The sequence below is a fragment of the Noviherbaspirillum sp. Root189 genome (genome assembly GCF_001428545.1).
Lineage (GTDB): Bacteria > Pseudomonadota > Gammaproteobacteria > Burkholderiales > Burkholderiaceae_D > Noviherbaspirillum.
Genome location: NZ_LMHZ01000056.1, coordinates 1 through 20519, shown reverse-complemented (window position 1 = coordinate 20519; position 20519 = coordinate 1). Strand labels below are relative to the sequence as shown.

Here is a 20519-nt window from a genome sequence, read left to right as displayed (position 1 = left end):
ACAATGGACAAGCAAACATTTATGCAAAATTTTGAACGCAATGACACCGCGGGGACAGCTTCTTCAAGTATGTCGCAGAGATCTTGCCTGATCGCCGCCATCGCCTTCTTCTGCGTGCTGGTCGCTATCGGTGCCGTGTCGGATACAGCAAACGCGCTGTCGGCTGTCTTCTACGACAAGCTGTTGCACTTCACTGCTTATGCGTTGATCAGCACGCTGGTGTACGCCGGCTTGCGTGGCGCGCCGGCGGCTCGCGCATTGCGTACCCTGGCTTTCATCTTTGTTCTTGGCTGCATCGACGAAATGATCCAGCTTGCCCTTCCATATCGCAATCCGAACTGGCTGGACTGGAAGTTCGACATGCTGGCTGCCTTGACCTGTGTCGGCATGCTGATGCTTCTTCATCCGGTCATCACGGCGCGCCACGCTTTGCGTATCGAGCGAATTAACTACCGCCCGGCGCGAAAGCCGTAACTCCATGTCCTTTCCGAACAAGAACATTATGCCGAAGAAGATTACCAAAGCGGTATTTCCTGTTGCGGGCGTAGGCACGTCCTTCCTGCCCGCCACCAAGACCAGTCCGAAGGAAATGCTGGCGATCGTCGACAAGCCGCTGATCCAGTATGCAGTCGAAGAAGCCATTGCCGCAGGCATCACCGAAATGATCTTTGTCACCGGGCGCAACAAGCGTGCGATCGAAGACCACTTCGACAAGGCCTTGGAACTGGAAGCAGAACTCGAAGCACGAAATGAAGAGACCCTGCTCCACATGATCCGAAGCATCAAGCCGGAGCACGTCGAGTGTTTCTATGTACGTCAGGAAGAAGCGCTTGGGCTTGGCCACGCAGTACTGTGTGCCGAGCGCCTGATCAAGGACGAAGCGTTTGCCGTCATTCTCGCGGATGACTTGCTCGATTCCCAGACACCGGTGATCAGCCAGATGGTGGCGCAGTATGAAAAGCTGGGTAACAGCGTTATCGGTGTCGAAATCATTGCGCGCGAGCATAGCCGCACATGCGGCGTCATCGCAGGCAGTACGCATGAAGAACGTCTGATCAAGATGCACGGCATCGTGGAAAAGCCTGCGCCAGAGAACGCGCCCTCAACACTTGGCGTGGTAGGCCGCTACATTCTCACGCCTGCCATCTTCGAACATCTGCGCAATCTGCGTCCGAGCCCCAGTGGCGAGTTACACCTGACAGATGCTATCGGCAGCCTGCTCGCCAGCGAGCAGGTAATGGCCTATCAGTTTGAAGGCATCCGCTACGACTGCGGCACGAAGTTCGGTTATCTGCAGGCGACTGTGCAGTTCGCACTTCGGCATCCGGAAGTACGTGATGAGTTTCGCGCCTTCCTGCAGCACCTTCCATTCGGACACGCCGTGGAAGCCATTTTTTCTACGGACACAACAACGCCTGGCGCGCCGGCAAACCACCGGCCTAACCCAATGTCAATACCTATACCAATGCCAATGCAACAGCCACTGCAGGTTAAATCATGAACACCAAGGAATCCCCGATGACAACCAATCCGCAAGTACCAGATCATCTGGTGCCGACACGTTCCGAACCGGTGCGCAAGGTAGCACTGATCACCGGTGTCAGCGGACAGGACGGCGCCTACCTCGCCGAGTTCCTGCTTGGCAAGGGTTACATCGTGCACGGTATCAAACGCCGCACGTCGAAATTCAATACCGAGCGTATCGATCATCTGTATCAAGGGCCGCAGGAAGAAGAGCGACGTTTCATTCTCTACCACGGTGATATGACCGACTCGACTTCACTGCTGCGGATCATCCAGGAAACACAGCCAGACGAGATCTACAACCTCGCAGCGCAAAGCCATGTCGCGGTATCGTTCGAGGAACCGGAATACACGGCCAATTCCGATGCCTTGGGGCCGCTACGCATCCTCGAAACACTGCGGCGTCTCGGGCTGGAAAAGAAAACCCGTTTCTATCAGGCGTCGACGTCAGAAATGTACGGCGACGTACACGATGCGCCTGCATCAGAAGATACCCCGTTCAAGCCGCGCAGCCCGTATGCAATCGCCAAGCTGTATGCGCACTGGATGACGGTGAACTACCGCGAAGCCTATGGCATGTATGCCTGCAACGGCATTCTTTTCAACCATGAATCGCCCTTGCGCGGCGAGACCTTTGTCACGCGCAAGATCACGCGCGGCCTGGCGCGCATTGTGCTCGGACATCAGGACTGCGTTTATCTCGGCAACCTGAACGCACGGCGCGACTGGGGTCATGCAAAGGATTATGTCGAGATGCAGTGGCGCATGCTGCAACAGGACAAGCCGGAAGACTTTGTCATTGCCACAGGCATTCAGCACAGCGTGCGCGACTTTATCAATGCCGCCGCCAGTGAACTCGGCCTGCGTATCGAGTGGACGGGGGAAGGTCTCGAAGAAACCGCCGCCGTTGTTGATCCCGGCACGCATAAAGGCGTAGCCAAGGGGCAAGTCATCGTACGCATCGATCCGCGTTACTTCCGTCCCACGGAAGTCGACAGCATGCTCGGCGACGCGACAAAGGCCAGGGAAAAGCTTGGGTGGAAACCCAAGGTGAGTTTTGAAGAACTGGTAAGGGAGATGGTCCGGGCTGATCTCGAGTCCGCAGGGAAGGACCATTTCTTCCAGCAGCACGACCATGCATCACATGCATACAACGTTTGATTGATCGCCACATCGGTTGTGATCCACCCGCTCTCAACCGCTACAGCGATTGCGATTAGCCATCAAAAGGAAGCACATGAAAACCAATCTACAAAAACGTATTTACGTCGCCGGACACCGTGGACTTGTTGGTTCCGCCATTGTGCGCGCACTTCGCAAGCGCGATTACACCAACATCATTACCCGTACCCATTCCGAACTTGAACTGACCGATCAGGCTCAGGTTCGCGCTTTCTTCGCGGAAAACCAGATCGATGAGGTTTACCTCGCCGCTGCGCGCGTCGGCGGCATTCATGCCAACAATACCTACCCTGCCGAGTTCATCTACGACAACATGATGGTGCAGGCCAACGTCATCAATGAAGCTTACCATGCCGGCGTCAAGCGTCTGCTGTTCCTCGGTTCGTCGTGCATTTATCCGCGCCTTGCAGAACAACCGATTCGCGAAGAGTACTTGATGAACGGCCCGCTGGAACCCACCAACGAACCCTACGCAATCGCAAAGATCGCCGGCATCAAGATGTGTGAAAGTTACAACCGTCAGTACGGCACCGACTACCGCAGCGTCATGCCGACCAATCTCTACGGTCCCGGCGACAACTATCACCCTGAAAACAGCCACGTGATCCCGGCCCTGATCCGCCGCTTCCATGAAGCAAAACTGAGCGGGGCGAAGAAGGTCACCATCTGGGGTACCGGTACGCCACGTCGCGAATTCCTGTATGTCGACGACATGGCGGATGCCTGCCTGCACGTCATGGAACTGGACCGTGATACCTATGAAAAACACACCACACCAATGTTGTCCCACATCAATGTAGGCACAGGCGAGGACGTCACAATACGTGAAGTTGCTGAAGTCATAAGAAAAGCAACCGGCTTCCAGGGTGACATCGAGTTTGATACGAGCAAGCCAGACGGTACGCCGCGCAAACTGATGAATACAGCCAAGCTCACTGCGCTCGGCTGGCGACCCGGGATGCGCTTGGGTGAAGGCATCAAGGAAACCTACGCGCACTTTCAGGCAGACTACAAGGGATAGGCGTAATGCCCCTTCCCGTCAAGCAAACGACGACAAGTACAAAGCCTGGATGGCGGGACGGAACAAAAACGGAAACTGAAACAAACACTGCGGCGGATCGCTGCCGCGGCGGTACTAGGACCAAGTCGCCGCAGGCAATGCCGCCTGCGGCGCAACACGGAGAAACGGTAGCAAGGAAGTCGAACAGCAACTGACACTGCAGTCGTCATCATCTCGGCCGACACCAAGCCCAAAGCCATGTCGACGGCCCGGCGCAGGACGTATGCCTGTCTCAGGATGCCGCGCTTCCACTCATCGAGCATAACCATGATTACACCACCACCGCTTTCACCAACAGAAGTCATGACCAATGTGATCGGGGCATTGATTGTCATCCCGATCGTATGTGGATTCGTTATCAAGGCGCCCAAATGGGTTGTCCTCGGCTTTCTAGTGGTTCTGTTCGGCTTCGCCGATTCCACCTGGGGACAGGTAGAGGCGCAATCCGGCAATATCTATTCGCGCGGCGTGGGTCTGTTTTATTTCTCGCTGCTGAACCTTGTCCTTCTTACCGCAGGACTTGCCCTGTTCATCAAGCGGCTCGCCAATCCGTACGGGCCACAGCTGGCACCGCCCATGACTAAGTATTTTGCGGCCTTCGTCTTCATGCTGGCCGGACACGTTGTCGTAGGGCTCATGATCGGCAAGGACCTCAATGTCATCCTGGGACTGAACGGGTTCTTCAATGTACTGAACATGTTCGTATTCATGTTCCTTGTCATCAGCGCGTTTGAAAAAGATCGCGACATGACTACCCTGATCTTCATGATTCTGTCGATCGCCGTGATACGGGGCGTGTTCGGCGGCGTTCGCTATTTCCTGTTCGATGGCGACACAGCCAATCCTTACCGGAATTTCGAAGGCCTCAATATCAAGATTTACTTTTTCGACATCAGCGATAACTACGTTGCGGCTCTCGCCGCGTTCTGCTCGGCATGGCTGCTGACGACGCCACAGGTAAAACTGAACATCTTCACTAAAGTCCTCCTGCTCGGCGTGGTGGCACTTGAAGTCGCGGCCGTTGCGCTCTCGTTCCGCCGCTCATCGCTGATCGGCCTCGGCCTGATGTTCGTGTTTCTTTTCCTTCGTCTTCCGGCTCGACGCAAGCTGTTCTTCGCGATAGCCGCCGCCGCCCTGCTGGCCATGGTCGCTTCGGTATTCTTCCAGCACCGCCTGCAGTTCAATACGGCAAGCGGTGGAGGCATCCTGCAATCGCTGATCTACGACATCGCGCCATCGCGTGGCAGCATCAAGGACAACCGTTTCTATGAGCTGTACGCAGCGGCGCAAAGCATGGAAGGCCACTGGCTGTTTGGTCGTGGCACGTGGGGTACCTTTACGGGCGACCGCGAACTGCTGTCCTACCACGGCGATGACTTCGGTTTCGTGCACAGCGGCTTCGGCCACCTGATCCTGAAGAGCGGTTTGTTCGGCGTCGGCCTGTTCATCGCGATGCTCGTCACCTTCATCACCTTCTACCTGCGTCACAGGAAGTCGGTCTTCGGCAATGCGAGCCTGCTGGCTGATGCAGGCTTCGCAGGGTTCCTGTTCTGGATCCCGACCTTGCTGATCGGCACGCCGATTATCGAATTCCGAACCATGATGCTGTTTGGCCTGACGCTGGCAATGCCTTTCGTCGCAGTCGGCCTGCAACATGCGCAGGTTCGTACCTATCAGATGCGGACACAATATGCTGTTGCGTAATTCTCTCTGGAACCTGAGCGGTTCCGCAATCCCCATGGTGGTGGCCCTGGCCACCGTGCCGCTGCTTATCGGCGCACTCGGCGTCGAGGGTTTCGGTATTGTCACCCTGGTCGGTTCGCTGATTGGCTACTTCGGCGTGCTGGACATCAACCTGAGCGCGGGTTCCATCAAGTACCTCGCGGAGCATCATGCAGCCAATGATCGCGAGCGCTTTGCGGAAACATTCTGGTTTGGGATCATGTTCTACGGCTGCCTCGGCCTGCTCGGTGCATTCGGCATTTTCTTTGCTGCCGATATGCTGGTCGCACGCTTTTTCGAAGTGTCTCCGGCAATGCGCGAGCAGACCATCCTGGCGTTCCAGCTGGCCGGTCTCGGGTTTGCACTCACACAGGCCCAGAACTACCTGCTGGTGGTGCCACAAGCCTTGCAGCGCTATGACCGTTCGGCACAGAGCGAAGCTTTTTTCGGCATTCTGGTTAACCTCGCTTCGGTTGGCGCCGCAGTGGCAGGCTTCGGCGTTGCCGGCGTCATCATTGCGCGTGTCAGTGTTTCCGCGTTGAACATTCTTTACCTGGTCTGGTTGATTCGTGGCTTCGACCTGGCTCTATCTCCTCGCTGGCCGCGACCGGACGTGCGGGCCGCACTGACGTCATTCAGCGCATACGCCTATCTCAGCAAGATCGCGTCTACCTTGCACCAGCATGCCGACAAAGTCATCGTTGGTGCGATCGCCGGTCCAGTTGCCCTCACCTTCTATACCGTTCCTGTGACCCTCGCCGGACGCATCCTCGGGTTGACCTATCGCTTGTCGAGCGTCATCTATCCCCGCGCATCCGCACTGGCCGGTGCTGGCCGCATCAGTGAGCTGCGCCCGGTCTATCTCGGTGTGACCCGCTACGTAACCTATATCAATCTTGCAGCCCTCGGTGTCATCGTCCTTGCCGGTGATGAATTCCTCCGCCGCTGGGTGGGAGAAGAATTTGTCTCCCAGGGATACCCGGTACTGGTGCTGATGACGCTGGCCCTGCTTGTCGATTCGCTGACCAACGTACCGTCGCTCGTCAACGACGCCCTCGGTCATCCGCGTGTCACCGGCCGCTTCGCGCTCGCCAATGGCATCTCGGGTGTCGCAATGGTCTATATCGGTACACATGTTGGCGGAATCATCGGTGCGGCCACCGGACATCTGCTGTCTTCATTGGCGCTGGGTGTCGGTTTCCTGCTCTTTGTCCATGGCCGTACCGTGCCGATCACCTTTGTCGAAAGCCTGCGCAGCGGATTTGGACGCAGCCTGGCGATAGGCGCGGCGATCATCTGCGTACTGGTTCCGTTGAAGTGGATGATCCCCGGCGGTCTGGTCAGCACCATTGCAATCGTGTCCACCGCGCTGGTGACATTGGGACTGGCAGGCTTATTCTTTATTGTCAGCGTCGATGAACGTGCCGCGATGATGTCGATGGCCCGCCGTCTGCGTTCATGAGGTCAGGCAACATGCGTATCCTCCTCGTCAGCGAAGACATTCCGTATCCAAACATGGGCGGCCTCGCCAAACATGTGCTGAACCTTGCAAGAGCGCTCGTGCGCGCAGGGCATCAGGTGGATTTGATGGGTAACGACGAACATCCGATCTCGGTGTGCGGCGAAGAAGGCGACTTCGGCGGACGCTTTTTTGGCGAACTGAATGGACATCATGCCGGCTGGAAGGAAATCAGCTTCGGTATGTTCATGCCGCCCAAGCGCACCTCGATCGCAAAAAACTTTGCTCAGCTCATCATGCGCCGCGCCGGACAATATGATGTGGTGCACTACCATGGCCATATTCCCAACGTCGCGAAGTTTCTGCCCGCCGATCTTAACTTTGTGCAGACACGACATGATCAGGGTAGCGATTGTTTCAAGCACACCCGCTTCCGCAATGGCGAAGTCTGCAGCACATCGGACCCGTCTGTATGCGCGGAATGCATCACCGCCAGGCCCAATCCTATCCAGCGTGCGGTTTCCACCGCCGCAGTGGTGCGCTATCGCAAAGAGGTAGCGGAAAGCTTCAGCGCGCATAAAACCGTCTTTGTTTCAGACATGCTGTTGCGCAATCTATCGCGCACACTCGGCAATGGCGACTGGGGTGTCACCGTCCACAATTTTGTCGATCGCGCCAAGCTGGAGAAAATCCGCGAATCCGCGGCATTGTTACCCGCTTCGGAAAGCTTCCAGATTTTTGTTGCGGCAAAGCTTTATCCCGCCAAGGGTGTAGAACCTTTCCTGCGGATGCTTGCGCCCAGGCTTCCCTCGCACATGCGTCTTACCATCGCAGGAGATGGCCCAGATGAACCGCGTCTGCGCGAAGAATTCGCAAGCAGCCAGATCGAGTTCCTCGGCTGGTGCTCGCCCGAGCAGACGCTCAAGCTTGCTGCTTCAGCGAACGCAGTGGTGGTGCCTTCGGTCTGGGAAGAACCGTGCGCGACGACCGTGCTGGAAGGTCTCTTTCTCGGCAAGCCGACCTTCGCGCTGGAGCGCGGCGGCACGCCGGAGTTGTCACGTTACGGCGCGGAACCTGGACAACTGCGACTGCATCGCGACATGGAATCGCTGGTCGATGATCTGGTGAGCTTCGACCCGCATACCCGATACGGCTATGCGCTGGAGGGCCTGGGATGCGCCGACAGCGCAGCCATGCAATTGCTGGAAATTTACCGTATGCCTTCCCGCCATCCCGTTAGTGTTAGTTCTACCAGTTGAAAGGCCCTGCCTCATGGCGCTTACTTTTTCCGTTATCACCTGTACCTGGAACAGCGAGACTTATCTCCAGGAATCGATTGCTTCAGTGCTCGCACAAGACCATCCTCATATCGAATACATCTTCGTCGATGGCGGCTCCACCGATGGCACGCTGGAGCAGATCCGTGCGCTCGACCGCCCTTACCAACTGCTCGAAAACGTGCGCGGCGGGGTGAGCCGCGCAATGAATGAAGGTTTGCGCGTCGCCACCGGCGATGTGATCGCCTATATCCATTCCGACGATTACTATCTGCGCCCCGATATCTTGTCGACTGTCGCGCGTCACCTTGAGGAAACCGGCCGGCAATGGCTGTTCGGTCGCACCATGACGCTGCTCGATGGCAAGCTTTATCCCGATGATTATGTTTCGCCTCGTTTCAGTTACGCCAATCTCCTGCGCGGTAACTTCATTCCGCATCCGGCGACCTTCGTCAAGCGTGAACTCATGTTGCGTGCCGGCGGCTTCTCTACTAGCCTGAAGTATGCAATGGATTACGACCTCTGGCTGAAGCTGGCAAAGATGGCCGATCCGGTACAGCTGGACGAGGCACTTGCTGCTTTCCGTGAACATGAAGGCAGCTTGTCGAGTTCTTCACGTACGCGACTGGCCGCCATGGCGGAAGATTTTCGGGTCCGGCTTGCTTACAGCAGCAAGAATCCAGTCGAGCGACTCGCTCATTACGCACGTTATTTTGTACGCCGTCAGCGCGTTATCCATGCCAAGGGGAATGCATGAGAACACCGGATATTTCGTTGATCCTGGCCACTGTCGGCCGCACCGATGAACTCGGCCGTCTGTTTGACTCACTTGCCGCACAGACTTACAGTAATTTTGAAGTCATCGTTGTGGACCAGAATGACGACGACCGCCTTTTGCCACATCTGGACCGCGCACGTTACCTTGGCATCGCGGTCCGCCATCTGCGCCACCGCCCGGCCAACCTGGCTGCTGCGCGTAACGTCGGCATTGAAGCCGCCACTGGTAAATGGATAGGTTTTCCGGACGATGACTGCTGGTATTCGCCACGCTTGCTGGAACGCCTCGCCACGCGCTTTGGCTGTGCGGATGAACCGGCTGGCATCATCGTGCGCTGGGTCGAGCAGGATGAGCAACCCTTGTCGGCCGCAGACCTGTCCTGGGAGCGCTCACGGGCCTTCCGCGATATTCCGGTGAGCTCGATCACCCTCTTCTGCAGCCGTGCGCTATTCAAGGAAATTGGCGGGTTCGATAGTCGCCTCGGCGTCGGCCAATGGTTCGGTGCCGGAGAGGAAACCGATTTCGCGCTGCGCGCACTGCGCGCCGGCGCCTTCTTCACCTACGAACCGTTGGGTGAAGTCCACCATGCAGTCAATCCGCACAAGCCGCAAGCCAACAGTCAGACCAAGCTGGCCGTGCGTCATCGTGCCCGCGGTACCGGTGCGCTCTATGCCAAACATCGCCTGCCGGCCTGGGTTATCGCACGTGGCCTTGCTGCTCCCTTGTTACGGCCTTTGCTCAAAGGCTCTTTCGGCGCTGAGCTCTCGCTTGGCTACGCCACCATGATGGGCCGCATCGACGGCATGCTTGGCTGGCGACGCATGCATTCCTGATCCTTTCATTCAAGCCAGATACGCCGCCGCCTCACACAGGTAGCGGCGTATCTGTTCGTCTGCGCGCTTGATCTGCCGTTTGCGTTGCTTACGCCAATACACAGGCTCCGCTATGTGTGTGCGAATGAAGATCGCGTTAAATAAAGTTACAAATGAGTCGTGTGGAAATGCCTTTCATTTGATTTTTCGCCGATTGCGATGCGTTGCCGCCTTCACAATAACTGCATCACGGCAATCTTCGAATTGTGCGATTGATTGTCAGCGCAGTGGATCAAGCAGGACCTGTGACGATAGACAGCGCCAGATTAATGCGTCGCCTATCCCGACTACCGGCCAGGCAACGCAAGCACAGTTCTTGCAACGCTCAGAATTGGACAGGATCCCCTTACACGACCAATAACTCGAATATGGAAGATCGAAAAAATAACAGGTCGCACATCGCGCCAGTAACGGAACTTAAACCGCATTGCGCGAGGTCCGGGAAAGGTGCGTCCTTGAAGGTCGCATTGATCACCAACCATCCGCCGCCCTTTCGCATCCCCATTTATGAGCGGGTAGCGAAGACGCCCGGTATCGATTTCTCTGCCATCTTCTGCAGTGAGCGCGAGCCAAACCGGCATTGGGATTTACCGCCGCTGCGTTTCAACCATGTATTCCTGAAGGAGCGTTTCGTTACTCGCGGCGATAATTTTATTCACAATAATCCGGACGTACTGTCTGCACTCGGCAAACTGTCACCGGACGTCATGGTGACGACCGGTTTTAACCCGACCTTCCTGTATGCCTTTGGCTATGCAGTAGCAAAGAGCATCGCGTATGTACCGATGACCGATGGTACCGATATATCGGAGGAATCGCTATCGCGCTGGCATAAGGCAATCCGCCGCATCATTTACCGCCGCTCCAAGGCCTTCATCGCGGCGAGCCATGGCGGTCTCAAGCTGTATGAGAGCTATGGCATTCCTCGTGAAAAATGCTTTCAATCCTGCCTTTGCATTGACAATAATGCCTATTCAGAGGCGGCGAACGCGGCAAATGCGACCGGGAAAAGTTTCGACCTGATCTTTTGCGGACGCATCGTGCCGGACAAGAATCCCTTGTTCGCGCTGGATGTCGCTGCCGGCGTCGCTGCCAGACTGGGCCGCAAGGTCAGCATTCTTTTCGTTGGCAGCGGCGAACTGGAGCAAGAGCTCACCCGACGGGCAGCATTCTTGTCCGATCGCGTAGAAACCCTTATCAATGGCCACGCGCAACAGGATGAGCTTCCGGCTCTGTATGCCTCCGCACGGGTTTTCCTTTTCCCCACCGCGCGCGATGTCTGGGGAGTGGTCGGCAACGAAGCGTGCGCCGCCGGCCTGCCCATCATTGTTTCACCGGAGGCTGGCGTAGCAGACGAGCTTGTTCTGGAAGGCGAAAACGGTTTTGTCTGTGGCCTGGAGCTAGAACAGTGGATCGATCGTGCGGTGTTATTGCTGAGCAACGACGCGGTGTATCAGCGTTTCTCGCAACGCAGCCGCGCACTGGCATCCCATTACACCTTCGACCACGCCGCAATGGGAATCGTCGATGCCTGTCGCTACGCAGTCGGTCTGCACCGCGACGTCACGCCAGATTTGTCAGACTGGAAAGTAGGGTAAATAAATGATTCTGCGCCCTCTCTCCTGCTATTACTGCTGCTCCCGCTGCTCCTGCGGTTACCACGGGGTCTGCCGATGAAGATCCTGGTTGCACACAATGCTTATCAGCATCGTGGCGGCGAGGATGCCGTTGTCGATGCCGAAGTCGCCTTGCTGCGATCCCGCGGCCACGCGGTCGAAGTCTATCAACAGCACAATGATGCACTGAACCACATGCCGCGCGCCGTGGCTGCCGTCTCCACGATCTGGTCGCGGCGCTCCGCGAGCGATATCGATGCGCTTTGCGATCGCTTTGTGCCAGATGTCATCCATGTCCACAATACCTTTCCATTGATCTCTCCTTCCCTGTACTGGGCAGCGGGGAAACGGCGGGTGCCAGTGGTTCAGACCTTGCACAACTTCCGGCTGTTATGCCCGCAAGCGATTTTTCTGCGCGAAGGGAAGATTTGCGAGGATTGCATCGGAAAGGTGCCGTGGCGCTCGGTCACACGTAAGTGCTACCGCGAATCCGCGATGCAGTCGGCAGTGCTCACCGGCATGCTGACAACGCACCGCGCCATCGGGACGTATCGCGATCGGGTAACGCGTTACATTGCCTTGAACGAGTTTGCCCGCGCCAAATACATTGAAGGCGGCCTTCCTGCCGATCGCTTCCGGATCAAGCCGAATTTCGTGCCCTCGGCCGCGGAACCTTCCTGGAACGCACGCAGCGGCGGTATGTATGTCGGCCGACTGTCATCGGAAAAAGGATTGGATGTACTTGCTGACGCGGTTCGCCACGCGCCTTCAATTGGCGTTGACGTTATCGGCAGCGGCCCGCTGGAAGCGCTTGCACATGAGGCATTCGGCGCGCGCTACCTGGGCTTCCGACCGCTGGAAGACATCATGCACAGGATGGGCACCGCGCAATTCCTGGTATTGCCGAGTATCTGTTATGAGAATTCGCCGCGCACCATAGTCGAAGCGTTTTCATGCGGCTTGCCCGTTATCGCGAGCCGGCTTGGAGCATTGGTCGATATCGTGCAGGAAGGCGTCACAGGACTTCTATTTAATCCGGGCGATGCCGCGGACCTTGCGCAAAAAATGGCATGGGCGACGGCACATCCTGAGCAGATGACACGCATGGGCCGATCCGCTCGTGCGGAATACGAGGCGAAGTACACGCCGGATCGCAATTATGAAATGCTGATGGACATATATGAAGATGCAATTTCCACACTTAGAAGAGAACGTCATGCCGCGTAAGGGCCAAGCCGTGCTGGAAGCTTTCATCGACGCTTTGACCTGGGACGAAGCCGTAGGGCAGATCACAAGATGGGGAGCGGCACGCGAGTCGCGCTACGTCTGTATCTGCAATGTCCATTCCGTGGTGACGACAACCAGCGACGTCGAATTCAAGATCGCCGTGAACAATGCTGACATGGCGACGCCGGATGGCGCCCCGATTGCCTGGGCGTTACGGCAGTTCGGCTATGCTTCGCAAGAGCGTATCAACGGCCCTGATCTGATGTTGAAGTATCTGGCGGAGGCGGAACGGCTGGGCCAGACCGTGTTCTTTTATGGCAGTACCGATGCAACGCTCGCCAAGTTGCGTGTCGCGTTGGACAAACTGTTTCCCGGCCTGCGCATCGGCGGAACGTATTCGCCTCCGTTCCGTTCCCTGTCGCTCGAAGAGGACGAAGAGATCGTTGAAATGATCAATGGGTCAGGCGCAAATGTTGTCTTTGTCGGATTGGGATGTCCAAAGCAGGAGAAATGGATGGCCGAACATCGCGGACGGATCAACGCGGTGATGATCGGTGTTGGTGCCGCATTCGATTACCATGCTGGTGTCATCAAGCGGGCGCCGATCTGGTGGCAACGCAACGGCCTTGAATGGCTCTATCGCCTTGGATCCGAACCACGTCGTTTGTTCAAGCGCTACATGGTGACTAACACCTTGTTTGTGGTTGGCTTCCTTCGCCAGTTCGTCATCGCCAAGCTGCCACTCGGCGACACATGATGCTGCATTGAAGTAGCAGGTGCTGGAGATAGCAGCGCCTGCTACTAAAGATCTCCATTCCGCGCTTCCTGCCCTTCTCTGCATCGCCATCCTGCATCACATATCCCGCAATTGCCTTAAATTATTTCTTTCGTGTCTCGCCATTACCACGCTTATACAAAGTCAACATGGTCCTTTATGGCAAATCAAATCGACAAGGCACTACAGTGCAATGATAGCAATCAGGCAACATAAGCCGGGTAGCTGCCTGAAATCGAGGCGCTGGTCGCTTCATCACTGGGGTTTCCCCTGCTTTGTTCCTCTTACTTTTGTTTTTCGACATGACGATGAATCCATCTGCTCATCCTGTTTACCGTCCTGATATCGATGGCCTGCGTGCCATCGCGGTACTTGCGGTCATCGCTTTTCATGCGAGCTCAACACTTGTTCCGGGCGGCTTTGTCGGTGTTGATATTTTCTTCGTGATTTCAGGGTTCCTGATTACCGGACTGATTGCCAAAGCGCTGGATGCCGACAGCTTTACCTTCACTGAGTTTTACACCCGGCGAATCAAGCGAATCTTCCCGGCATATATTCTTGTGGCGGCGACCACGCTGGTAATCTCATCGTATCTGCTGATTCCAAACGACTACATCTTCTACACCACATCGCTCGCAGCGTCGTGGGCGTTTCTATCCAATGTGTTCTTCTCCATGCTTAGCTGGGGTTACTTCGGACAACGGACGGAAGAGTTTCCGCTGCTGCATACCTGGTCCCTTTCAGTCGAAGAGCAGTTCTATTTTATTTTTCCCGTTCTGCTGATTCTTCTTTACCGCTATGCGCGAAAGCAGGTCGTTCCTGCGCTGGTGGTTCTCGGTATCGGCTTCGCCGTGCTGTCGGAAATGAAGACCGGCGAAATCAAGGCCTACTTTCTCTTGACCTCACGCGCCCATGAATTGATCATCGGCGCACTGACGTACTTCATTTCGCAGAAGTCGCCGGTTCGTTCGGCGGCAGCGTCCAACGCGTGTGCAAGTCTCGGGTTGGCGTTGATGCTGGGTTCGCTGTTCATGATTAACAAGGGGTCGTCCTTTCCCGGGGTCAATTCACTCTACCCCTGCATCGGCACCGCTTTGGTGATCTATGCCTGCACCGGCAGCAATGCAATCAAGCTGGTCCTTGGCAGCAAGCCCTTCGTCGGCGTCGGGCTCATTTCCTATTCGCTTTACTTATGGCATTGGCCAATCTTTTCCTTTCTCCGTTACCGCCGCATCGAGATCACCTTTTGGGTAGGCATCGCTGCCGTGGCGCTCGCCTTCCTGCTCTCGTGGCTGACATGGAAATTCGTGGAGACACCGATCCGAAAAAGCAGATCGATCCAGTTCAAGCGTGCTTTTGTGCAGATATACCTGCTCCCTGCCATGGCCTTTATGGCGGTCGGCCTGGCGTCCTACGTCACTGAAGGCGCACCGCAGCGTTTCTCAGTCGAGATCCGTGAGCTGATCGCAAGCTACTCGTTTGAACGTGACCTGACACGTTCCTGCTCCATCCGGTCCGAGGATTACCGCAAGATCACGATGGACTACCTGCTGGGTAATTGTGCCTTCGGCGACACGACCCGGGGCAAGGCCGATGTCTTGCTGATGGGAGATTCGCACGCACACCACTTCAAGCCCTTCGTGGATGAACTGGCGAAGGCTGCCGGTCTCAAGGCGGTCTACCATGTTCAGGGAACCTGCTTCCCGACTGCTTTTCAGGTCACGGATAAGCATCCGGAAGAAGGGCCATCGACATGCCAGCAGCGCAATGTGGACCTGCTGGAGTTGGCCCACCAGGTCAAGTACGTGGTCATGGCCGGCTTCTGGGCATCGGAACCCTGGCGCGACCTGGAAAAAGAAATGATGTACGCGACCGGCAAAGTCGTCGACGCGGGCGCAACCCCTGTCATTTTCAAGGACAATCCATTCTTTGAACCAGACCTCTCACAGTGCATCCTGCATCGTACGCGCGGCTGGCTTCCTGCGGATCGCAATTGCAATATTCCGCTCAGCTTTGTGAAGGAAACCCAGACCGGCGTCGATGAGATTATCGACAAAGTAAAGGCGAGATACCCGAAGACGGTGATCATCGATCCGAAAAAAATCATGTGCACCACGGAGGAATGCGTCACTTACATGGGCAAGACCGCTTTGTACAAGGACGCCAATCACATCAATACCAAGGCGTCGCAGCTGCTGGGCGCCCGATATCTCGCCAAGGTAGGCAATCCTCTTGCTGGTCCTGTGCCCTTGGTTCCCGCAAGCGAGCACGCGCACGCAGAGATGGCGCAGGCACATGCGGAACCGCTGAAGTAATACCAATCCCACCCCATAACGCACCATGAGATCGCGTCTTTTCCCGTCTGGCCGCGTTGCACTCGTCGTCAATAGCCCGCTATTGACTCCTCCTGCGCCTTGCCAGTCAAAAAAATCCATCGATCTCATTCGTTACGTTACAGGTTGGGATCTCCTGAACGGGGTGCGATTTTTATTTGCCGGAGCCATTACGAATAAGCCGGAAACCTGTAGGCAAAAAAAAGCGGCCCTGTTGAGGCCGCGATGTTTTGAGGATAGTGAAACTTCAGGCAGGCCCTACCGCTCTGGCGGTACCGGGCACCCACAGCGAGCGGACGGCAAGTTCTTCATTGGTAAGGCGATTCTGGCTTGAAACGGCGCGAGCGACATGCGCAAGGAAGGCATCAAGTTGTTGCCACGCGTTGAGCTCATCGAATTGCTTCGAATGTCCCCATAGATGGAAGGTGCCATTGCTACGCACTGCATGGTCAAACATCGCATATAGCCGCTTCATCCAGTCACCATGCTGCATGGCAAGTTGCAACCCGGTCGTACGCCTGAACCAGTTGCCCGATCCGGCGAAATTACGCAAGTACACTGCACGGTCATGAGGGTAAAACTGTACGGTGGTCGGCATTTCAAAAGGCCGCTGACCGGCGTCGAAGCACAAGTTCATCGTCGTACGTGCGTAACTAAAACCGCAGGCACGCACAAGTTCGACATCGCGAGCCAGATACCGACCGCCCGGGTAGCAGAAGCCGTTTACCGGCATGCCCAGCACGTCCTCCAGGTATTTCTTTCCATCATTTATCTGATGGTAGGCCTGCCAGATATCGACTTTTTTCAGATAGCGATGGTCATAGGTATGCGAGCCGATTTCGAATCTTCTGCCGATCTCCCGGATCTGCGCATCCGGCAAAACCTCATCGCCCTCGCAGTTTCGGATCGGTACGAAAAACGTACCACTCAAGCCATGCTTGTGCAAAAGTTCGGCAGTCTTCATATCGGACGGATGGCCATCGTCGATAGAACACGTAAATAAAGGACCCATCATTGGCTCCACTCGATTTTCTCCTTCAGCCTCCGGCGGCATTCCCTTGGGAAAACCGGAATCAACCGCAGAGGAATTGCTTGTGCGGGAACGGTGGTCCGTAGAAAGTACTGCAGCCATAAGCGGATCCCTATTGAATCGTCGACGCAGATGTTCTGCTTCATGCCCTTATCCCGTTCTGGATCAGGAGCTCATCGCCCTGCTCGCCTTACGTGACGCACCGGACGACAACGCATAACGACAAGCATCGGCGACACCCATTGCGGCGTTATCGAAACTATATTCTCTCACCAGCGTCAGGCTACGGCGAGAAAATTTCTCCCACATTGTCTGGTCCCTGAGCAGCGACGTTGCGTGATCGGCCCATCGTCCGACATCGAGTTCCGCCACAAAACCGTTTTCTCCATGGACGACAAGTTCGCCAGCTGCCCCGGCATACGGTGTGACGATCACCGGCAATCCAGCGGCGCAAGCTTCATTAGCAACCACACCCCAGACATCTGCATGTGTGGGAAACAGAAAAAGTCGGGCTGAACGGTACAGCGAAGGCAGTTCCCCCTGCTTTGCAAAGCCATGGAAATACGCCACGACACGGCTCTTCTTGCCTTCTGCGGCAGACTTCACGCGTTGTTCTTCGCTTCCTGAGCCGACGAAAAGGATACTGGCCTTACGCCCCAGGCGACGAGAAACTTCTTCGGCGACTTCCAGCGCAAACATCGGGCCTTTTTCCGGTACCATGCGCCCACAAAAAATCAGGTCGAACTTGTCACCCTCGTGTTGCGGCGTGGACTGGTAGGCATCGTTATCGATACACAGATACGATTTAAAGCATTGTTCGGGGACGACACCATAGCTCTCGAAGAGGCGTTGTCCGCCCATGCTCGCCGACAGATAAGCTTTTGAACGCCCGTAGACAATTCGACGAATCAGCTTGTGCACTTTACTCAAATTCAATTCAGATTCGTAGGTGCCGTCGGTCAGCGGTACATGCGGGATACCCTTGACCATGGCATAGCCGAAGGCGTAAAGCTGGGTCGGATTCAACCCGTCTGTAACTATCACGTCCGGTCCGAAACGTTTGAGCGCAAGGACTACATCCGGATTATTGTGGATGTAACGACCTTTGACTGTCGTGATCCGCTCATTCAGAAAACAATGGTCGAATTCAAATGCCGGCAAATCCCAGTGCCGGTTTGGCTCGCGACGAGCACAAAAAATCACTTGCAAGGTGATCCCGGGAATACGCGCAATGCGGTTAAATACAGGGATGCGATACGGCGGCGGCTCGTTGGTAATAAGGGCAAGTCTTGTCATGGGTAAATGGTAATGTTTGTAGAGACACAGCAACTGAGCTAAATCATGAAAGAGGCAAAACCAGTCCAGCAGCCTGGGCTCGATATTAGCTGGCCGGTTTCGTTACACCCTTGAGTAATACCAGACGCTTGGTAGCCGGCGATCTGCGTTGAAGCAATAAACGTGCAATTCCGGCGGGTTGAACATCAGTTCTCAGGAGCAGACTGGATCAAGCCCGGCCTTTTTCCCCGAGAAAGATCCTGGGCAGCATGCTTTGCTTTTCGTAGATGTTGCATGAGCTGACGGGCACGTCGCGACATCGCGGTATCGCCATACTTGAGCCAGAGTTTGGCCTGCCGCGCATAGCCGTCCCTTGCCTGCTGCAAAGCCAGGTCGGCATGGCGTGCCACATGCATCCATGACCGGTACAGCGTCACATTGTCGAGATCGCGCCGTACCGCACCCAACGTGAACTTGTAGTCATACCGGCCCCACAGAAAATGAAATTCCGTCCCTCCACGCGCGATGCACTCGCAAATGGTCCGATAGCAGCATAAAAAACCGACCCAGTAATCGTCATAGCACGGAGCATGCGCCAGGACATTCAGGAAATAATTCGTGCCAGCACGATAGCTCAGCGCGCCGCCCGCGACCTGGCCATCGATGGTCATGATGCCCATCAGCCCGCAACCCTTTACCAGACGAATGATGCGCCGGGTCTCGTCCTCATCGATGACAGAGACAATATGCTTGTCAGCCATGCGGTCATGATTAAACTGAATCAGCGCTCGCACGTCCTCTTCGCGCACGGAACTGCCTTCATAAATCTCGAAGCGACAGCTTGGGAAGGTACGCATGAGACGGTCCGTATAGCGCTTGATGTTGCGCCGCGTATTCTTGCCGAGGCTGGCCAGATACTGTTCGGTGGAGGCAGGCAGGCGCAGCGTGATGTCTTCAAGATGATTGAAGCGCTGATGGGGAAAGCTCAAGTCATCGCCGTCGATCTCGATCGCCTTGAACGAAATGGTCTGCACATCCGGATAACGCTGGAAAACAAAATCGGCAAAACGCTGGATGTCGTCTCCTTCGAGACGGATGGTTTCGTTGAGCACCTGGATACGACCATGGTCTCGCTTGAACATTAACAGTGTGATGATCTGCCCACCGCAGCGGACGACATAGGTGCTGGTGGTGCCGGCCACCCAGCCATAGACGCGAAATTCAAGGAGCGAGGAAAAGATATTGCCGTACAGGCGGTCCATCTCGGCTTCGACAAAGGGCGGCACTTCATTGTCGTAGCACGTGATGCTGATGTCGTGATCGATGGTGGTTGCTACGTTCATGGTTCACCTGACAGTGTGATGGAAGAAGAAGACTGGCGACGGTATTAAAACAGCCGCCTACTGCAGGGAAAAAACTTACCGGACGCATCTGCCGTTGCTGGAAAAGCTTGCATTGCTTCTTGTCTCTACTGAGGAAGTTATGTTTCTTCTGTCATACAAAAATGCGTCAGCGGTCTTGAAGTGCCCATGGTGCTTTAGCCTTCGGCCACACATTTACTTGTTACAGACTCTTAGCAAGACATGGACCAACTGCATTTATAGCTGTAACGCACTGGTTTTCCATCCCATGTCCTTCCGCGTTTCGACATCATGTGCAACTCAGTATTCCGAGAAACACCTCTGCACCTTTGAGTAAGGCCAACCTTGCTGATGAATTTGCGGCGTGTAATGCAACGCCATGTGAATGAACAGCGCATTTGCGATATTTCAGATCGAGATTGGTGGCCCAATCATTCTTGGGAACAAACGTTGAACAAAGAAAAAGCCGGCTATTCAGCCGGCTTTTTCTTTGTCGCGTAGTGACGCAGTTACATGCTTGGGAAATATTTTCAAGATCACAGCATATTTAACACGCCTTGGTTCGTGAGAGGGATGTGTCTCACCTCACTCACGGTCACTATCGATATCTCAAATTTCACGCTTCTGTCTTATTTGAACTGCCATGCGCGAACGTAATTGACTTCGAAGGAGTTGGTCTTGCCCTGCGGCGTCGAATCATCCGGTGTGCCGGAAGCGCTGCCATACCACAGGTCCAGCATCAGATACATCGGATCGCCCATGCTGACGTTCAACGTCAGGACTTCCTTGCCATCGAAGTAGTAGGTCTGCTTGTTCGGTTCCCACTTGACCGCATACTTGTGGAAGCCGGCCGACAGGTCCATGCCCGTGTCGTACTGGCGCGAACCAACCAGCTGGCCTTCCTGGTCGCCCTTCCATACTGTCGGTGCATACGCTGTCGGATGCGCAACGCCATCAATGTTCTTGCCCCATGGTGCGGCGCCGCCTGCGTACGCTTCCATGACATCCATCTCGGGACGACGGCTATC

General features: G+C 55.7%; 17 protein-coding genes. 13 read left to right on the top strand and 4 right to left on the bottom strand.

What is annotated here, in order from left to right; translation table 11 throughout:
• The first annotated feature begins 69 nt into the window (after positions 1 to 69).
• The 13 genes from ASE07_RS22910 to ASE07_RS22850 all read left to right on the top strand — a co-directional run bounded on the left by ASE07_RS22910 (position 70) and on the right by ASE07_RS22850 (position 15807).
• Positions 70 to 474, top strand: a complete 405-nt coding sequence (locus tag ASE07_RS22910; protein ID WP_162256940.1) for a VanZ family protein — start codon at positions 70 to 72, stop codon at positions 472 to 474.
• Between the two features lie 28 nt (positions 475 to 502).
• Positions 503 to 1501, top strand: coding sequence for a UTP--glucose-1-phosphate uridylyltransferase GalU (gene galU, locus ASE07_RS22905; protein WP_082584437.1), 999 nt, complete (start codon positions 503 to 505; stop codon positions 1499 to 1501).
• 71 nt (positions 1502 to 1572) lie between these two features.
• Positions 1573 to 2685 (top strand): GDP-mannose 4,6-dehydratase, encoded by a 1113-nt coding sequence (gene gmd / locus ASE07_RS22900; protein WP_057293430.1) that lies wholly within the window; start codon positions 1573 to 1575, stop codon positions 2683 to 2685.
• Positions 2686 to 2761: 76 nt separating this feature from the next.
• Positions 2762 to 3727: a GDP-L-fucose synthase gene (fcl, locus tag ASE07_RS22895; RefSeq protein ID WP_057293141.1), complete on the top strand. Its 966-nt coding sequence runs from the start codon at positions 2762 to 2764 to the stop codon at positions 3725 to 3727.
• A 306-nt stretch (positions 3728 to 4033) separates the two neighbouring features.
• Entirely contained in the window at positions 4034 to 5470 is a 1437-nt protein-coding gene (locus tag ASE07_RS22890; RefSeq protein ID WP_162256939.1) for an O-antigen ligase family protein, read from the top strand.
• Positions 5457 to 6950 carry an oligosaccharide flippase family protein gene (locus tag ASE07_RS22885; protein WP_162256938.1) on the top strand — a complete coding sequence of 498 codons (1494 nt, stop codon included), beginning with the start codon at positions 5457 to 5459 and terminating at the stop codon, positions 6948 to 6950. Before ASE07_RS22890 ends, ASE07_RS22885 begins: the two co-directional genes overlap by 14 nt.
• Positions 6951 to 6961: 11 nt before the next feature.
• A complete protein-coding gene (locus tag ASE07_RS22880) occupies positions 6962 to 8206 on the top strand; it encodes a glycosyltransferase family 4 protein (protein WP_057293138.1) in 1245 nt (414 codons plus the stop codon).
• A gap of 13 nt (positions 8207 to 8219) precedes the next feature.
• Positions 8220 to 8981 carry a glycosyltransferase family 2 protein gene (locus ASE07_RS22875; RefSeq protein ID WP_057293137.1) on the top strand — a complete coding sequence of 254 codons (762 nt, stop codon included), beginning with the start codon at positions 8220 to 8222 and terminating at the stop codon, positions 8979 to 8981.
• On the top strand, positions 8978 to 9835 hold the full coding sequence (locus tag ASE07_RS22870; RefSeq protein WP_057293136.1) for a glycosyltransferase family 2 protein: 858 nt from the start codon (positions 8978 to 8980) through the stop codon (positions 9833 to 9835). The genes ASE07_RS22875 and ASE07_RS22870 overlap by 4 nt, the downstream gene beginning before the upstream one ends.
• Before the next feature lie 494 nt (positions 9836 to 10329).
• Positions 10330 to 11472, top strand: coding sequence for a glycosyltransferase family 4 protein (locus tag ASE07_RS22865; protein ID WP_057293135.1), 1143 nt, complete (start codon positions 10330 to 10332; stop codon positions 11470 to 11472).
• Between the two features lie 75 nt (positions 11473 to 11547).
• A complete protein-coding gene (locus tag ASE07_RS22860) occupies positions 11548 to 12717 on the top strand; it encodes a glycosyltransferase family 4 protein (RefSeq protein WP_057293134.1) in 1170 nt (389 codons plus the stop codon).
• A complete protein-coding gene (locus tag ASE07_RS22855; RefSeq protein WP_057293133.1) occupies positions 12707 to 13474 on the top strand; it encodes a WecB/TagA/CpsF family glycosyltransferase in 768 nt (255 codons plus the stop codon). Before ASE07_RS22860 ends, ASE07_RS22855 begins: the two co-directional genes overlap by 11 nt.
• A 326-nt stretch (positions 13475 to 13800) precedes the next feature.
• Complete coding sequence (locus ASE07_RS22850; RefSeq protein WP_162256937.1) at positions 13801 to 15807, top strand: acyltransferase family protein; 2007 nt, start codon at positions 13801 to 13803, stop codon at positions 15805 to 15807.
• 265 nt (positions 15808 to 16072) lie between these two features.
• Here the strand turns inward: ASE07_RS22850 and ASE07_RS22845 are convergent, their stop codons facing one another.
• From ASE07_RS22845 to ASE07_RS22830, 4 genes are all read right to left on the bottom strand, one after another.
• Positions 16073 to 16837, bottom strand: coding sequence for a polysaccharide deacetylase family protein (locus ASE07_RS22845; RefSeq protein ID WP_082584407.1), 765 nt, complete (start codon positions 16835 to 16837; stop codon positions 16073 to 16075).
• A 183-nt stretch (positions 16838 to 17020) separates the two neighbouring features.
• The gene (locus ASE07_RS22840) at positions 17021 to 18151 is read right to left on the bottom strand and encodes a glycosyltransferase family 4 protein (protein ID WP_057293130.1); all 1131 of its coding nucleotides are present in this window, start codon (positions 18149 to 18151) and stop codon (positions 17021 to 17023) included.
• Between the two features lie 185 nt (positions 18152 to 18336).
• Positions 18337 to 19473, bottom strand: a complete 1137-nt coding sequence (locus ASE07_RS22835; protein WP_057293129.1) for a GNAT family N-acetyltransferase — start codon at positions 19471 to 19473, stop codon at positions 18337 to 18339.
• Between the two features lie 647 nt (positions 19474 to 20120).
• The coding region (locus ASE07_RS22830) for a glycoside hydrolase family 16 protein (RefSeq protein WP_156396921.1) at positions 20121 to 20519 on the bottom strand (399 nt) is incomplete at its 5' end.

Coding starts and splice junctions, on each gene's coding strand:
- ASE07_RS22875 (WP_057293137.1), top strand. CDS start 8,220: ATGGCGCTTACTTTTTCCGTTATCACCTGTACCTGGAACAGCGAGACT.
- galU (WP_082584437.1), top strand. CDS start 503: ATGCCGAAGAAGATTACCAAAGCGGTATTTCCTGTTGCGGGCGTAGGC.
- ASE07_RS22840 (WP_057293130.1), bottom strand. CDS start 18,151: ATGACAAGACTTGCCCTTATTACCAACGAGCCGCCGCCGTATCGCATC.
- ASE07_RS22835 (WP_057293129.1), bottom strand. CDS start 19,473: ATGAACGTAGCAACCACCATCGATCACGACATCAGCATCACGTGCTAC.
- ASE07_RS22850 (WP_162256937.1), top strand. CDS start 13,801: ATGAATCCATCTGCTCATCCTGTTTACCGTCCTGATATCGATGGCCTG.
- ASE07_RS22855 (WP_057293133.1), top strand. CDS start 12,707: ATGCCGCGTAAGGGCCAAGCCGTGCTGGAAGCTTTCATCGACGCTTTG.
- ASE07_RS22870 (WP_057293136.1), top strand. CDS start 8,978: ATGAGAACACCGGATATTTCGTTGATCCTGGCCACTGTCGGCCGCACC.
- ASE07_RS22885 (WP_162256938.1), top strand. CDS start 5,457: ATGCTGTTGCGTAATTCTCTCTGGAACCTGAGCGGTTCCGCAATCCCC.
- ASE07_RS22890 (WP_162256939.1), top strand. CDS start 4,034: ATGATTACACCACCACCGCTTTCACCAACAGAAGTCATGACCAATGTG.
- fcl (WP_057293141.1), top strand. CDS start 2,762: ATGAAAACCAATCTACAAAAACGTATTTACGTCGCCGGACACCGTGGA.
- ASE07_RS22860 (WP_057293134.1), top strand. CDS start 11,548: ATGAAGATCCTGGTTGCACACAATGCTTATCAGCATCGTGGCGGCGAG.
- ASE07_RS22845 (WP_082584407.1), bottom strand. CDS start 16,837: ATGGGTCCTTTATTTACGTGTTCTATCGACGATGGCCATCCGTCCGAT.
- ASE07_RS22880 (WP_057293138.1), top strand. CDS start 6,962: ATGCGTATCCTCCTCGTCAGCGAAGACATTCCGTATCCAAACATGGGC.
- ASE07_RS22910 (WP_162256940.1), top strand. CDS start 70: ATGTCGCAGAGATCTTGCCTGATCGCCGCCATCGCCTTCTTCTGCGTG.